This is a genomic window from Bradyrhizobium sp. URHC0002 (assembly GCF_054059515.1).
Window position 1 is genome coordinate 5,988,636 of sequence record NZ_JBSSCF010000001.1, and the last position, 14,149, is coordinate 6,002,784.

Genomic DNA, 14,149 nt, shown 5'->3' on the forward strand with positions numbered 1-14,149 from the left:
CGATCGGAAGATCAGCGGGAGCGATAACGCGTGGCCGACAACAAGAAACAACAACTCACCATCTGGGGCCGGGCCAATTCGGTCAACGTTCAAAAAGTGCTGTGGTGTCTCGCCGAACTCGACCTCGCCTATGAGCGCATCGACGCCGGCATGCAGTTCGGCAAGAACAACGAAGCCGCCTATCTGGCGATGAATCCCAACGGCCGCGTCCCCACGCTGGTCGACGGCGACTATGTGCTGTGGGAATCCAATTCGGTGATGCGCTATCTCTGCATGGCCTATGGCGAAAATTCGCCGATCTACCCCGCGCAGCCGAAAACGCGCGCTGGCGTCGACCGCTGGCTCGACTGGACGCTGTCGACGCTGCAGCCGGTCGACCGGCCGGTGTTCTGGGCGCTGGTGCGGACGCCGGTCGAAAAGCGCGACATGGTCGCGATCCAGAAGGATGTCGATGCCGAGGCCGTGGTGTGGCGGATCGTCGAGGCGCAGCTTGAGACGCGGCGCTTCATCGAAGGCGACCAGTTCACGATCGCCGACATCGCGCTCGGCGCCTATGCGCGGCGCTGGCTCGGTGTCGAGGGCGTCACCAAGCCAAAACTGCCGAACCTCGATCGCTGGTTTGCGCAGTTCGCCACCCGCTCCGGTTTTGCGCAGTACATCGCGCCGCCGATGACGTGAGGAGCTAGCGCGAGCCGCCCGACACACCGGCGCCGACGCTCACCGCCCCGCCGATTTTCACGCAGGTGTTGGCGCCCTCGATCTTGACAAAGCCCGCGCCGTACTCCGCGCAGGCACTGGCCGAATTCGAGCGCTTCAGCGGCAGCAACTTGCCGGATGTTGCGGCCTTGTCGGGCTTCTGAAGACGAAGCTGCTCGGCGGCGGCAACCGACGGCAACACCAAAGCCATTATGACCAGGAGGGTTTTTCGCATCCCGCCTTTTATCGCCGCTTGCCGATCAGTGCCAGATTAGCGGACGAACTTGACGCCGACCGACTTGCCACGGCGCCAGACCACCTCGCAGCGGCGTCCGGTCCTGGCGTCGCGCGAAAACGCCAGCCGCAACTTCGCCGGCAACGAGTTGGGATCGTCGATCGTGACCTTCGCCCCCGTCGTGGACAGATCCTGCACCACGCATTGGCGCGCGGCAAAACCACCCTCGAGCGTGATCCACCCGGGCTGACTCAACGATTTGCGCGTCTCGCGCTTTTTGCTCGATAATTTCGATAGTAAGGCCATGTCGGAAGTTCCCCCGACAAAAACCTTACGCCCATGCGGCTTTAAAATCCGTTGCATCCCGTCATACCCGGCGTCGATGGAGGCCCGGAACGGCCGCAAAAAACGGGTTTTCGAGCGGCTTGCCCACCCGGCCAAACGCCACTATACGTTCGCCCGTCGCCACCTCCATGGAACATGGACGCCGGCGGCCAAACGGCCTATCAAGCGCCTAACGCATTGATTTTCCGGTTGTTTTGCTCCCTTCGTCTATCGGTTAGGACGCCACCCTTTCACGGTGGAGAGAGCGGTTCGATTCCGCTAGGGAGCGCCATTCAAATCAAACACTTAGCTTCGCGCCTCCGTGCCGTGTCCAGCAAATGTCCGGCATCCACTGTGGTTTGCTGTTAGGGCCGAGCCCGGGTGACTGGAACTTTGGTTCCCCAAAAAGCGTTATGGCCAGTGAGGCAGGACTCGTTGGAGGGAATCCTCATGCTGCGGCGTCATCAAGTGAAGCATACGGCTTCATTGGAGGAGCGGATCGCGGAACGGATCGACGGGATTAGAGCAAAGGCCGAAGCCCTTCCCTTGGGTGGCAGCGAACGTGCACGCATGGAGCGCAGGGCAAGGCAGGCCGATACAGCCAACCATATCACCGAGTGGCTGACATCCCCGGGATTGAGGCCGCCAGATTAAAAGGCGAACGATGCGTTTGAAACGCGACAACGCACTCAGGAAATACTGGGGTCGAAGCGGTTTGAAGGCAGGAAGTATTGAATTTCGCGGGCTGAGGATCGCCTGTCTCGTTCGGAACCAGTCCGAGACTGGAGCCACGTTGGAGGTAGTCAGCGCGAACGAGCTTCCGGCACAATTTACATTGCTGGTAGCCACTGACCGCACCAGACATAGCTGCACGATCATTTGGCGAGCGGGAAAGCTGATCGGCGTCAAGTTCCTTAACGCACGACCGTTGCGGACGACGTCCTAACTTCCCGGGCTGGGGATCTATCTGCTTGGTTTTGCGTAGGAACAGATTTCCAGCATACCGCATTAAGTCAGCGCTCTGTTAGGCGCGGACCATGAACAACACTGATCAAGAGACTGTATTGCGAGCGATGGAGGATGCCAGGCGCATCCTCGGAGAATACAACGCGCCACGCCCGCGAGACGTTACGTATACAGTGCACCGGCTCATCGGGGTCTTTGATAGAGATGAGCTCGTCCACGCTCTCGATCGAATGAAAAGGCGCCGGACCCTTCGATTTGTGGAATAGCAACCGCCAAGGTAAAGGCCGATGCAGGACATGAAGGCCAGCGCACAGAAGCTGCGCGCAGAAGCCGACTATGCGGAGCAGATCGCCAGAAGCGCGACGGCTGTCCAGAAGCGCGAGCTTTACGAGCGCCTCGCCGGCCATTTCAGGAAGCTCGCAAGCGATATCGAGACGGTGATCAATTCAAGCGACGGCAGAGCTTCTTGATGATCTCGCGAAGGTCTGCCATGTACTCTTCGATGAGCCGTCGCGCTTCCTCCAGCTGCGACCGCTGGGTCTTTCGGCTCGTCCTCGGGTGCTTCTTTCCCATAGTCCTAGATACGGAAAAGCGTCTTCCGAATTTGGACAGCCGAATGGAACCAATAGTTAGGCGCGGGACCGAAGTTCATCACGAATACATTGATCCGGCTAAAGCCGCAGCGCGCCAATTTATTGCCTGAGCGTGGCGGCCCGGCGCGCGACGGTCCCTGTGACGATGCTCGCATGAAACTATGCGGCGCGGGTTTTGCTTTTTCCCGATCGTGCGACTTTTGCCTGTTTAGCGGGTTTCGTTGCAACCAATCCCGTGTCTATGGGCGCTGCGGCGGCAGCGATGCTGCCCGAGCCTTCAACCGATGTCGTGAGAATTTCGCGTTGAGCATTGAGCCAATACATGTCTGCCTGGCCCTCGGGTTGACCATCGGCGATCCAGAGGTGGTAAGCACGTTCGCGGATGGCCTCTTCCAGATTAGGCATGGGTTTTCCTTTCATGATGCGCCCAGCCCCGGCGACAAAAGCTTGCTCCCGTAAGGTTAATGAAATCCTACCCGCTGCTGATGCTCGGATCGTTGTAAGGCCCGCCGGGACAAGACCGCCTTCGACGGCGCGCCAGCCGACGCCGTGAGCCTTGTTGAGAACGTAATCGCGGTTGCCCTGCGCCTTCTCGGCGTAACAATTTCACTGTGTCCTTCGAGTTACAGCAATTTATGCGAATCCGGTTACCGTCGGAACTAAGGTTTCCAGTCCACAACGCCTTGGGGTCCACATATGAACAAATTGATTGCAGCGCTTGCCGTGACGGCGGCATTCACCGGCCCGGCTCTTGCGGCCGATATGGCCACCAAGGCTCCGCTGCGGGCTGCTCCAGTTGCCTACGCTCCGTCGTGGACGGGCTGCTATGTTGGCGGCGGCGGCGGCTACGGTCTGTTCGATATCGAGACGCAGCAGCGCAACATTCCGACGGGTCTGGCCATTAATCGCTCCGTCGATCAGGGTGGTCGGGGCTGGATTGGTACCCTTCAGGCAGGCTGCGACTATCAGTTCCCGATCGGCGCGAACCAGTTCGTTTTCGGTGCCTTCGGCGATTACAATTTCTCTGACATGAGGGGCGATTTCACCGGTAACGGCGGCCTTGTTGGCTTGGTCAGCAACACGGAGAAGGTCGACTGGTACTGGGCGATCGGCGGCCGCATCGGCTGGCTGGTCAATCCCCAGACGCTCACCTATTTCTCTGGTGGCTACACTGAGGCTCATCGCACCGGGTTCGGTAGCTACCTGACCGCTGCGAACGTTGCGACCGGTGTCGGGCTGTCGGGGGGAACGAACAAGGGCTGGTTTCTCGGTTCTGGTATCGAACACACGGTTGGATGGATTCCGGGCCTGACTTGGAAGACCGAGTACCGGTTCTCGGAATTCGACCGCCGCGATAACGCCGAGTTTGTCACTGCGACGGGTGTGCTCACCGGCAACGTGAGCCGCGACAGGATGTTCACGCAAACTATCACATCGACCCTGTCCTACCGTTTCAACTGGGGTGGCACGCCGGTCGGCGCGAATTACTGATCTCTGCTAAATCAGCAAGCTCAAAAGCCCCGGCATCGTCCGGGGCTTTTTTGTTGGCCTGAGCAAAAATCGCCTGCCGGGGTTAACCAAGCGTCCTAGATGCTCTAGAGCCATCCGCTTTGTTGACGCACAGCCATATCCAAATCTCCCGAGCGGACCCGGGACAACGCACTCGTATCCTTCGTAGTGAGTCCGGCCGCCGGTCCATCGGCGCCAGCGCATGGGCGAGTCTGGGCCGCTGGTGCGTACGAGCTTGTGCCACGCAGTGCCCGCAAGCACTGAAACCTACGGGTGGCTGTGTCCGTAACTCGATCGGCAGGTGGCAGGAATTGCCCAATCTCCGCACGTCACCCGTTAGCGGCCTCAGCTCCAGCGCGCTGGGGCCGTTTCTTCGACGCTCGGGGAGTGCGCTGAGATCGGTTTGCCGGATCTTGGTTTAAGCAACGCGGATCTCAGCGAAAATTTCATCGCAATACTCGCTCAGTCGCCTGACTCTCTGCTGTTCCGGTCGAAACTTGGCGATCACTGCCGCAATATCTGCACGGCCAGAGGCGGCAACTTCTTGAAGCAACATAAGGGCATCTAAGGTTACGCGTTCGAGACCGGACTCCATTTTAGACCTCCCCGTTGGTTCTTAATCCTTTCATTGATTGGGACGTCTGAGGGCGTGTTCGAGGCGCTTTCTAGAGTATTCATGGTAAAAAATGGCCAAGACTAAGGCCGTCGGGCGTTTCGGGCGATGCATCAGGTGCCCAACACGAAAAACGCGGGGTCTCGCCCCGCGTCCTCATTCTATCGCTTGAGCCGGCGGCGGTGGCTCATCAGTCACTGCCGGTTGCGTTTCCTGTGCGATCGGCGCCGGCGCACGGCTCCCCCCTGCGGTGATGTTTAGGCGGCGGTCGGACGAAACCATTTTTCAATCGCTGCGAAGCCGCCCGGAAATAAACACCAGCTAGTATTGGAGTGGTTCCGCGTTGCGTGAGTGGTGATTTATGTCGAGTTCTTTTCACAGCGCAGACAGACGCACCTACCGGAAAGTTATACTGGTAGGCTTGTTATTTTGCGCGGCGTTTGTGGTGTTCAGTTTTTATGCCAGAGAACAGCCGGAAAATACCTACGTACTAAAAAAGGCGGACAAGTTGGTTCGCACCGCTGGCTCAGGGGCCCCTGCCAATTAATGCCGAAGAGAAAGGCCCGCCAGCGTGAACCGGCAGGCCTTGATTTCGTGAGCAATCAAACGTCCAAGGCGGCCGCTTACTAGCGGGTAGCACACATGTACATGTTGATTTCCATCCCCCACGGACACTTCGACAATTTTTGGCGCTGTCCAAGCCATTTGCTGTCCTTTCTAACTGGGTGAACTTTTAGCCCCTGAGACAAAGTAGTGCGGAGAGAAAAGTTCACCAGTTCTTTTGAGACAAATGTGGCCGGCCGAGATCCGCATGAGCTGGCGCTCGCCCAGGTCGAAAAAAGCCCCGCCTGGGTGGGACGGGGCTCAGGTACCTTGCTCTACTGGATATGATCCCTCCGCGTGGGGGATCAACCGGAGGCTATCATGCCGGACGGTCTCATCAAACAACGCCTAGGTGCGTTCTTCGCGATGATTTCGGCTCACCGACACCGTCAGTTGCCCGGAAATTCCTGATAACTGAAATCTGAGCCGGCGTCCCACTGGACGCTTACGCGCCCTCCATTCGCGTCGATTGTCCGCGTCGCTGGGCAGGTAGCGGGCGCGTCCGTGGACTCGATGAAACGGCTTGAAAGCCGGCTGTTGTCGCGGCGGAATATCCTGACGATAGCCGTCGGCCTCCATGAAAAAGCCCGGCGCCGTTCTCCGCCGCAATCACCTCAGCGGCTTCGCTGCCCTCCAACTCCAGACGGCTGAGGAGCTCGCCGTGCAGCGGGCGTGCGCGGTAGATCTGCAAACTCTGACGAATGGTAGTCTCGGCCTTCGGGAGTGGTGATGTGGATGTCGTAGCAGCCCGTTTGCGACATCTCGCGAGCCTTCTTCAGCGCAGCCTCGGGGGTCTTCCTCCGATGCAGGATTTCGCCGTCCTTGCACTTCGCCTTTATCGAGAATCTCATTTCTTGTTTTTCTTGTTCTTTTTGTTCTTCTTCATGATTTCGGCCTGAACTCTGAAGGCCTGGGCCAAAGACTTCATCTGATCGACCACAATCGCGTCAGCCGAGCTCGCCGCTACCCGTTCTGCGGTGACTGCCTGCTGCCGGATTGCTTTGGCCATCTTCATGAAAAGTCCAATTGCTAGCCCAGCGCGTAGTTCCAAGCAGAAGCGGCTTTCGGTCCCCGGAACGACGGTCGAATGAGGCCGAGCCGGCTCACGGGAGTTGCATCGAATGCCAGCCTAACTCTCAAAGGTACAAATGGAGAGCGCAGGTTGAACGCTCAGATCATTGCCTATCGCATGGCGGCAACACGGCCGCGGTTTCCATCGCGGAACGGAAAACCGGACTCCTCATGCATTATGGTTTGGATCAGTCTTTGGAAACCGGAGCCGGCGGTTCGTCATTTCACCATGGATTGGAGTATTGCCCGGCTAAAGCCGCAGTGCGCCAATGCCTGCGGCTTATTGCCTGAGCTGCTAACCTTCGCTCTTCAGAAATCAAAACGGCCCTGGCGCCCTGCCCCACCGCCCCCAACCCGAGCCTGAGGTCACGGGTTTCTTCCAGTCGGAGACCTGGCCGAAAGCTTGGAATCGACTCCGCGGCAGAGCCACATCGTTCCTGTCCCCGACACAGGCCTGTTTCCAACCTCAGTAGCCTAATTTTAAATTGTTCACTCCGGAACTGATAGCCCGGGATCGGCATATTAGGATCGGACTTGCAAACCCAACGGTTAGGACCCGTATGCAACGAGGTTGAATCATGCAGCGTCGCCGATCCCCGGCCCATACCTTTGAAGAAAACATCGCAGCCGAGAAGGCTCGGCTAGAAGCACAGATAGCCAAGCTCAAGCCTGGTCCTCAAAGAGATGCGCTGCTCAAGAAGATCAGCCAGCTTGAGACCGCCTCTGACATAAACGAGTGGCTTACCTCTCCGGGGCTTCGACCACCCGAACTAGTCTAAAGAAGTAAGGGGCCGCCTCACTTGGCGGCCCGCGCACGACGTTGCCGGGGCAACACACGCCGGGCCATTGCCACTCGTCACGCATCCCGTCTTTAGGAACGGGCACTGACTGCCCACGTTGATGGAAGCGCCACGCCCCTCCGCGTGGCATTGGAATGGCGGCCCCAGCGTTTCTGTCCCCCACAAGCTGGGGCCGTTTCTTATCCGATACCGGCGGCGTGAAATCGATCGGGAAAAGTAGCAAGCGACCAGGAACATCCGCCTGCTGGCGGAGTCAGATTTAAGCTTCCGGTTTTTACCTCCCAAAGATCGTTGCCGGAAGAAAAACTCGGGTTGGCGGCCCCAACTGTCGGTTGAGATAGCTGGGGCCTTTTCCTTCCGAGCCGGCGAGCCTCTTGCCAGCTATCGCAAGCCACGTACTAACCCGGAAGCAGGCAGTCCTCATTGTTCTTATCGCCGCACGTCAATCTAGACCGCAACGGTCATGATCAGTTGAGGGAACTATTTTTCCTCTGAAAGCATTACTGTCGCATGATCAATCGTCAACATTCTGAGCCAAAGACGCTCACGCCGGCGGAGCGCGAAGCACGTAGGGTCTTCGCGGCGCGTGAGGCGGAAAAAGCGTTGAGTGATTATGAAGTGGCTCAACAGGTCTTCCATGCAAACCGAGAGCGTCTGAAAGCAGAGCGGTTAGCACGGGAAGCCGCAGCTTCTAAGTCGCCCCGCGGGCCGGCGACAGGCTGGGTTAGAGGGCCCTCCAGCGTGAGCCGGCGAGCATAGGAACGATAATCGCGGCGCCAATGTTAACCCACGCGTTGGAGACAAAGAGGAGCCGCTGATGATCCGCTTTGCTTGCTTTGGAGCCCTCCTTGCGGTTGTCGCGCTTCCTGGGCCGGCCTCGGCTGCAGACGGGTGCGGCGTTGGTTGTCACGCCACGTCAGAAGGAGCCTGCGTTCGCGATGGGTGGCAGGAAGGTTTGCCCGTCTGGAACGTGTGCCCGGCCACATCTCGGCCATCTCCCCCTTGCGGCCCGTATCAGCGATGGAGTCGGCGATCCATGATGTGCGTTGCGCGGTGATGGCGCGAGAAAGCCGCCGCTGGTTTGGGCGCATCTCCCGTGAACGTCGTGTGAATGCACTATTCAGTAATCGTTGCCCTGCGCCGTGGCATGATCGGCTGTTGCGACTCCTTAGCGTGATTTGCCGTGGGGTGCGCTTTGCCGGGAGGACCCATGCTCGTAACCATCGCTAGCCTAGCGCTCGCACTCCAACTGACCTCGCCGAGTCCCTTGGCGACCGCGGGCGAACCTCTCGTCCAGCAGATCCAATACCGAACTTATGCCCATCCGCCGCCGTGCGGCCATGGCTGGGATCTGAGCGCCCGTGACGGGATGTGCTATCCGAATGGCGCGCTCCCTCCTCAGGATCAGGCGGCACGACAACGCAACTACGGTCGGGGTTATGGCGATCGTGGCTATGGCGACCGCGAATACTACGGGGGTCGCGGATATCGCGATGGCAGATACCCCGTACCCTGCGGTGACGGCGCCGACGTCGATATTCGGGACGGACAATGTTATCCCAACGGGACGGTGCCCCCGCAGTTTCAGGAGGGCCGGCTTCGCCCTCGGTACTACAGATACTAGCCCACCGGCGTGAACCAGCGGGCACGAAAAAGCCGCCGCTGGGATAACAGCGGCGGCTCTACACATCCCTACCCTGCGGGGTCGCTAGTCTTCCGTCCGCTCGGCTTCTGCATCGAGTTCGGCACGGTTGGGATGGAGGGCGTGGAAAAGCAAAGCCCGCGTATGCTTTACAGATTGGGCGTGGCACACGACTTGCCAGCCAAGCCTCGCGATCATGCCGGACTCGTCGTCCGCCAACGTATCAGCCAGGCGAGCAATGACCCTTCCGTAGTCGATGAGGGACTCCACGTCGTCCTCCATGTCGGAGACCATGTGGAATGGGGTTTGTCTTCCGGTGTCGTTGGTGTCCATCAGACTGCCTTCTCCTGCCAGAGTGTCGGAAGTTCTTCGGAGAGATTGTCGAGCAAGCCCCTGCGCCAGTCATCGGGCCAAGCATAACCGTCCGTGTCGTGGCTGACAGCGTGCCCAAGCAAGGCCAGTAGCCCAAGCCGTGTGGTGGGGATTACCGCGATGAGCGCGTAGGCCGCCGCGATCTCGGCGTCCGACGTCAGGCCAATCTGACGTTCGGCCTCGATCCACCTCGGATCGTCGGTCTCCACGATCTCCTCTTCCCAAGCAGTGATCGTGGAGCAGCGCTGTTCGCTGGGAAGCTCGCTTTCGAGCTTGCAATGGCGATCGACCCGCGAGAGCAACTTGGCGTGAGCTGCCTTGTGCGCCTCGATGGCCTTCAGGATCGGATCAGGGGCTTGCACAGCGCGTGCGGCCGATCCGGGCAGCGAGAGCGCCGTCGCAAGGGCGGCGCCTCCAGCGGTCACTGCTGCGGCTTGGGCGAGGAATCCTCGTCGAGAGTTGTCTAAGGACGTGCTTAGGGGTGGCGTGCTATGCACGCGATCAGCCTGGGTCATGGGATTCCCATCCTCAATGGTTCGGGTTAGGGCCGAGGCGGAAGTTGGCGCTTCCCCTCGGCTCGCAATTTCTGTAAACTGAAATTATGAAGAAGTCAATTTCTGTAAACAAAAACCCCGTGGGCCGTCCCAAAAAGAAGGGCGGCTCATACCCAGTCAGCGCCGTTCGACTTCCGCCCGCGACGGCGGAGGCCGTGGACAAGTGGGCTCGGCAGCAGGACGATTTCCCCGGCCGCTCCGAAGCCATCCGCCGGCTCGTGGAACTGGGGCTGAAGGCGAAGGGGAAATAGGCGTAGCGAATGCTTGAGCGCTTGGCGCCCCTGGCTCGGCTGGAGCGGCACCGGAAAACGACCGCCACAAATGTGAAACAGTTCACAGACGGCACGAGTTTGCCGTCCTAACATTCGGTCATTCACTTATTCATACTTGCAATCGCCCGGCCAAGCGCCGGGCTTTGCATTTCAACCCGGTTGTCCGGATTTCGGGACGTGGCCTGACGGGTATTCTCTCCGAAAAACGAAAGAGGCCGCGATGCATTCATCGCCCCCCTGGAAATGGGCAATCGCGATCTTAATTGCTGTGTGCTGCGGCCTCTACTTTTGGACGCGCCAATAGAGCTCTGAAGGCATCCCGGCTAGTGGAGATGAGGCTGAAGTCTAAGCGCCCCTCCTCCTGAACTTCACAACTCTTCCCGGACCCAGCGGCCGTCGCGGCGCGGGTGGTCTAGGTTCGCGAGGATGGTCTGGAAAGAACGGTATCCACTGATCATCTGTGTAACCGTACATAACACTCCACCAGCTTTCAGAGAGCGCCGCGCCGGACCAAGGAACCCCAGGGATATCCTGGTCATCAAACGGGTCATCTTTGTCGATCTCGATCGGTACAGAAATCGCCGGGCTTTCCCACGCGATCCCACCATCTGGTAACTCCGCATATTCGCAATCGGCGACCTCGGTGCACTCATCGACAATCGTGATCAAATGGTCTGAGTCAGCAGCGAAATAAAACCCCACAAGGTCGCGGGTATCGATCAGACGGACTAGATAGGCGGGCATTGGCTGCTCCTTCACAGGCGGCCATTTTCAACAGCCTGCGTCCGAAAACAACCAGTACAGCCCCCTGCCCTCGCTCTCGGTTGCAAGATATTACACACCGTCCTCGTTCACTTGCGCGGGTTGGGCGCCGACCGCATCATCGATGCGCTAGGATGACACCGATCGAGAATGCAATTGCCAGTGATTGGATGGGCGCCTCGCGCGTAGCCGCGCTCAACCTGTCGAGCAACCTCGGACGCGGCGCGACTTCGTCGGCGAGGTCTTGGGACATGCCGCGAATGGCATCCACAGCGTGGTCGATCCTTTGCTCGGCGTCCGCGGCTGGTACGGGAGCGTCGTCATTTGTCATGAACGCTTGAACGCTCCAACATTGAGCAAGTTCCAACGACCCCGGCGCGATCCACAGCAGACGTTATCCGAGTTTGCGATGAGCCAATACCGGACCGCGATCCCGTCTCACGAAAAGCCGCTGAGGGGGTACAAGGCCCCCTTCGAGGGGGTCGTCCCGTATGCCTACGGACTTGCTCTCCATCGCAAGTTGCGGTTCGATTGAGCCAGGTAAGGGGAGATCATGCGAACGTCACTTATTCTTGCGTTTTCTGTGATGTATTGCCAGCCGGCTCTTGCAGCATGCGGCGACAATGGTGGCCCCGGTTATCGCAACAGCTCTGGAAAATGCGTTGGCTGGGAAGCGCTCGCGCGACAGTGCGGAAATCCGCCCACGACAAAGTGCACGGCTGAGCGGGTGGCCACGGGCTCGGCGGATGCCGCAGCGAGCGGCGACATCATCCGATCGCAAATGGAACGGTCGCACGAAATGAAGAAGTCACCGGCAGACGCTGCACGACCATAAGGGGCAGTGCGCCGGAGCCTGAGTCGCGGCGGCTCAAGGGCTCAATGGTGCCGATCCACCGCTTGTTGCAAAGCAATTCCCTTGCGCTCGCCCTCCGGTTGCGGTTGGATGGTGTCGGGTCTGGGGAGAACACGACATGCGTAATGTGGCAACGGTAGCGCTTTGCGCTGCGCTAATGGGATGCGCCGCGTCGCGAGAAGAGGTCGCCACGCGTCTCGGTGCTCAATACGTTGGTCAAAACGTTGATGCGTTGGTCGTAAAGTTTGGACCGCCTGCAAGCACCTTCAAGATGAACAGCGGCGACACGTCGTATATCTGGCAGCTCGGAAACCAGACGAACATCTATACCGACCGCGGGAGCGGAATTGCCAGTACGGAATTTTGCAAGGTCAGCGTGATCGCATCCAAAACCGGCGTCGTGAGCCAACTCAATACCGAGGACTCCAATGCCGGCGGCGGTCTCGGAGCTGCAATCGGAATGTATGGCAGCATTTGCGCCAACCGGCTTGGCATGGAGCGGCAAACGTAATTGCCCACACCCACGACGCGCGGTAGCTCGCCGTCACTCCGATCCCCAAGGGATTGATAATTTGCGCTTCGTCGCCAGCCGCGGAATCATCTGCGATGGTTTCGCAGCGACCGCATTCTCGAAGAACAAGCAAATACCCACCCGGCGGCCCGGCGGAATGGCTCGCGGACGGCCACGTAACCTGCAACATCCAATGTTCGGGCGGTAAGTGCGATCGCCGCATGGTCGATGTCCGATTGGAAACTCTTCCTCAAGATTTGCCCTGGTCGAGGATCGGCCGGCGCCTCGTCTGCAAGCAATGTGGCATCGCAGGTTCTGTGCACATTGTGCCGAACTGGCATGACAGGAACAGCGCTGCCGTGCCATTCACCAAGCATTGGAAAACGTGAGACTTTGATTTGAAACTGACTGCCGATCGCCCATTTGCCGATCCTGACAAGGCCGCCTGTCGCCTCCTAGAGCACGCAGCGCCGGGGTACGTTTGAGCGCGACCTTCACCGGGTAAGCTGCGAGGAATGGTTGCTGTTTGGCTATAGGCCGATACCACTCTAGCCAGAAGAGAAGCCCGTCACATTCACCCCGCGGACGCCGAGCTGTTTGCCAACGCCGTTGAAATCTTTGGAGCAAGGGTTCGACAGTCCTTTCGGCTCTTGTATCGCCCTATCAGCGCGGATAGGAAAATCCATGCACAACTGGGGGATGCAGGGCAATGATTCGAGCTTTTCTAACCGCGGCTTTGGCGACGTTACTACTCCTCTTAACCGACAACGCGCGCGCTAACTCCCTCAATGCCGAGCGCCTTCTCGAAAAGCTCGCTGCGCTTGAGGCGCGCGTTGTTGCCTTGGAAACCAAAAACCGGCAGTACAAGCGCGAGTTGGAGCAAGGACGGACGCAACAGCGCACCCAACTTCCGCAGAATGTTGGTCAGGCAAACGCGGCTATGCCGGCAAAAGATCTGGCACCCAATCAATTAAGCCAGACAAGCACCGCGACTGGCTGGACGGGTATCTTTTGGGGAGCGTCTGCCGGTGGAGCTGCTACCAAGTCGAGCACTACCTCAAGCGAACGAGCCGCACAGATCTTCCCGGGCAACACTCCGCCCTTTGACTTAAACGGCTTCAATACGTCTTCGGTGTCTGGACCGAACGGCAACGCAGGCGGATTCATTGATGTGTTTGCCGGCGGCGACTTTCAACTAGCTCGACTCGTTTTTGGTGGGCAGTTCGAAGCCACAGCCTCAGACCTGAACTTCAGCTCGTCGGGAACCCGGTCTTACGCATATTTTAATGCCACGGGCCCAACCGGCGTAACCGCCACGGGAGACTATCGGCCCCAAGTCACATCCCGATGGATGGCCTCGGCATTGCTGCGCGCGGGCGTTCTTGTCGACGATCTTACCCTCCTCTATGGAATTGGCGGGTGGACTGTTGCGCAGTTCGAGGCCCGAAATCTCACCGACAATCCCTTCTACCAGCCCAATGAGTCGTTTTGGGCGAACGGACCCACAGCAGGCGTCGGAATCGAACGCAAGCTAGACTCGAACTGGCGCCTAAGGGCTGAATACCGTTACACCAAGTTCGACACTGCGCATACCCAGGACAGATTCGCCTTTGTATCCGGTCCGAATTCACAGACCTATTCGCGCTCGACCCAGTTCGATCAGTCGATGCAGTCTGGTCGGATCGGCTTCGCCTATTCCTTCAATCCACTCAGGTAGTCTCCGCGCCCCGATGCGGTCACCCATTGCCCCGCCGACCAGATGCCAATCGATGA

14 protein-coding genes and 1 tRNA gene are annotated in these 14,149 nt (G+C 59.0%); 7 read left to right on the forward strand and 8 right to left on the reverse strand.

Annotated elements, in window-relative coordinates:
- Nucleotides 1-30: 30 nt before the first annotated feature.
- Nucleotides 31-678 (forward strand): glutathione S-transferase family protein, encoded by a 648-nt coding sequence (locus ACVWVY_RS29290; protein WP_456629631.1) that lies wholly within the window; start codon nt 31-33, stop codon nt 676-678.
- A 4-nt stretch (nt 679-682) separates the two neighbouring features.
- Here the strand turns inward: ACVWVY_RS29290 and ACVWVY_RS29295 are convergent, their stop codons facing one another.
- Nucleotides 683-931 carry a hypothetical protein gene (locus ACVWVY_RS29295; protein WP_456629632.1) on the reverse strand — a complete coding sequence of 83 codons (249 nt, stop codon included), beginning with the start codon at nt 929-931 and terminating at the stop codon, nt 683-685.
- 36 nt (nt 932-967) lie between these two features.
- Nucleotides 968-1,237: a PilZ domain-containing protein gene (locus ACVWVY_RS29300; protein WP_456629633.1), complete on the reverse strand. Its 270-nt coding sequence runs from the start codon at nt 1,235-1,237 to the stop codon at nt 968-970.
- A gap of 235 nt (nt 1,238-1,472) precedes the next feature.
- On the opposite strand from ACVWVY_RS29300, the gene ACVWVY_RS29305 reads away from it, so the two are divergent.
- Both ACVWVY_RS29305 and ACVWVY_RS29310 read left to right on the forward strand, forming a co-directional pair.
- Nucleotides 1,473-1,547: transfer RNA gene (locus ACVWVY_RS29305), tRNA-Glu, on the forward strand.
- Between the two features lie 961 nt (nt 1,548-2,508).
- Complete coding sequence (locus tag ACVWVY_RS29310) at nt 2,509-2,691, forward strand: hypothetical protein (RefSeq protein ID WP_456629634.1); 183 nt, start codon at nt 2,509-2,511, stop codon at nt 2,689-2,691.
- 282 nt (nt 2,692-2,973) lie between these two features.
- On the opposite strand, the gene ACVWVY_RS29315 is transcribed toward ACVWVY_RS29310, so the two are convergent.
- Nucleotides 2,974-3,219, reverse strand: coding sequence for a DUF2934 domain-containing protein (locus ACVWVY_RS29315; protein ID WP_456629635.1), 246 nt, complete (start codon nt 3,217-3,219; stop codon nt 2,974-2,976).
- 291 nt (nt 3,220-3,510) lie between these two features.
- Here ACVWVY_RS29315 and ACVWVY_RS29320 point away from each other — a divergent pair, with 291 nt between their 5' ends.
- Entirely contained in the window at nt 3,511-4,305 is a 795-nt protein-coding gene (locus ACVWVY_RS29320; RefSeq protein ID WP_456629636.1) for an outer membrane protein, read from the forward strand.
- A 436-nt stretch (nt 4,306-4,741) separates the two neighbouring features.
- On the opposite strand, the gene ACVWVY_RS29325 is transcribed toward ACVWVY_RS29320, so the two are convergent.
- Together ACVWVY_RS29325 and ACVWVY_RS29330 are read right to left on the reverse strand one after the other, a co-directional pair.
- Nucleotides 4,742-4,918, reverse strand: coding sequence for a hypothetical protein (locus ACVWVY_RS29325; protein WP_456628593.1), 177 nt, complete (start codon nt 4,916-4,918; stop codon nt 4,742-4,744).
- 1,468 nt (nt 4,919-6,386) lie between these two features.
- Nucleotides 6,387-6,554 (reverse strand): hypothetical protein, encoded by a 168-nt coding sequence (locus ACVWVY_RS29330; protein ID WP_456628592.1) that lies wholly within the window; start codon nt 6,552-6,554, stop codon nt 6,387-6,389.
- 1,673 nt (nt 6,555-8,227) lie between these two features.
- On the opposite strand from ACVWVY_RS29330, the gene ACVWVY_RS29335 reads away from it, so the two are divergent.
- The gene (locus ACVWVY_RS29335; RefSeq protein ID WP_456629637.1) at nt 8,228-8,467 is read left to right on the forward strand and encodes a GCG_CRPN prefix-to-repeats domain-containing protein; all 240 of its coding nucleotides are present in this window, start codon (nt 8,228-8,230) and stop codon (nt 8,465-8,467) included.
- Nucleotides 8,468-9,118: 651 nt separating this feature from the next.
- Here ACVWVY_RS29335 and ACVWVY_RS29340 read toward each other — a convergent pair.
- The 3 genes from ACVWVY_RS29340 to ACVWVY_RS29350 all read right to left on the reverse strand — a co-directional run bounded on the left by ACVWVY_RS29340 (nt 9,119) and on the right by ACVWVY_RS29350 (nt 10,994).
- On the reverse strand, nt 9,119-9,385 hold the full coding sequence (locus tag ACVWVY_RS29340; RefSeq protein ID WP_456629638.1) for a hypothetical protein: 267 nt from the start codon (nt 9,383-9,385) through the stop codon (nt 9,119-9,121).
- Nucleotides 9,385-9,939, reverse strand: a complete 555-nt coding sequence (locus ACVWVY_RS29345) for a hypothetical protein (protein ID WP_456629639.1) — start codon at nt 9,937-9,939, stop codon at nt 9,385-9,387. The genes ACVWVY_RS29340 and ACVWVY_RS29345 overlap by 1 nt, the downstream gene beginning before the upstream one ends.
- Before the next feature lie 656 nt (nt 9,940-10,595).
- A complete protein-coding gene (locus ACVWVY_RS29350; RefSeq protein ID WP_456629640.1) occupies nt 10,596-10,994 on the reverse strand; it encodes a hypothetical protein in 399 nt (132 codons plus the stop codon).
- Between the two features lie 989 nt (nt 10,995-11,983).
- Here ACVWVY_RS29350 and ACVWVY_RS29355 point away from each other — a divergent pair.
- The gene (locus ACVWVY_RS29355) at nt 11,984-12,376 is read left to right on the forward strand and encodes a hypothetical protein (RefSeq protein ID WP_456629641.1); all 393 of its coding nucleotides are present in this window, start codon (nt 11,984-11,986) and stop codon (nt 12,374-12,376) included.
- A 709-nt stretch (nt 12,377-13,085) separates the two neighbouring features.
- Nucleotides 13,086-14,093: an outer membrane protein gene (locus ACVWVY_RS29360; protein ID WP_456629642.1), complete on the forward strand. Its 1,008-nt coding sequence runs from the start codon at nt 13,086-13,088 to the stop codon at nt 14,091-14,093.
- Nucleotides 14,094-14,149 lie beyond the last annotated feature (56 nt).

Coding starts and splice junctions, on each gene's coding strand:
- ACVWVY_RS29295 (WP_456629632.1), bottom strand. CDS start 931: ATGCGAAAAACCCTCCTGGTCATAATGGCTTTGGTGTTGCCGTCGGTT.
- ACVWVY_RS29300 (WP_456629633.1), bottom strand. CDS start 1,237: ATGGCCTTACTATCGAAATTATCGAGCAAAAAGCGCGAGACGCGCAAA.
- ACVWVY_RS29310 (WP_456629634.1), top strand. CDS start 2,509: ATGCAGGACATGAAGGCCAGCGCACAGAAGCTGCGCGCAGAAGCCGAC.
- ACVWVY_RS29315 (WP_456629635.1), bottom strand. CDS start 3,219: ATGCCTAATCTGGAAGAGGCCATCCGCGAACGTGCTTACCACCTCTGG.
- ACVWVY_RS29320 (WP_456629636.1), top strand. CDS start 3,511: ATGAACAAATTGATTGCAGCGCTTGCCGTGACGGCGGCATTCACCGGC.
- ACVWVY_RS29325 (WP_456628593.1), bottom strand. CDS start 4,918: ATGGAGTCCGGTCTCGAACGCGTAACCTTAGATGCCCTTATGTTGCTT.
- ACVWVY_RS29330 (WP_456628592.1), bottom strand. CDS start 6,554: ATGAAGATGGCCAAAGCAATCCGGCAGCAGGCAGTCACCGCAGAACGG.
- ACVWVY_RS29335 (WP_456629637.1), top strand. CDS start 8,228: ATGATCCGCTTTGCTTGCTTTGGAGCCCTCCTTGCGGTTGTCGCGCTT.
- ACVWVY_RS29340 (WP_456629638.1), bottom strand. CDS start 9,385: ATGGACACCAACGACACCGGAAGACAAACCCCATTCCACATGGTCTCC.
- ACVWVY_RS29345 (WP_456629639.1), bottom strand. CDS start 9,939: ATGACCCAGGCTGATCGCGTGCATAGCACGCCACCCCTAAGCACGTCC.
- ACVWVY_RS29350 (WP_456629640.1), bottom strand. CDS start 10,994: ATGCCCGCCTATCTAGTCCGTCTGATCGATACCCGCGACCTTGTGGGG.
- ACVWVY_RS29355 (WP_456629641.1), top strand. CDS start 11,984: ATGCGTAATGTGGCAACGGTAGCGCTTTGCGCTGCGCTAATGGGATGC.
- ACVWVY_RS29360 (WP_456629642.1), top strand. CDS start 13,086: ATGATTCGAGCTTTTCTAACCGCGGCTTTGGCGACGTTACTACTCCTC.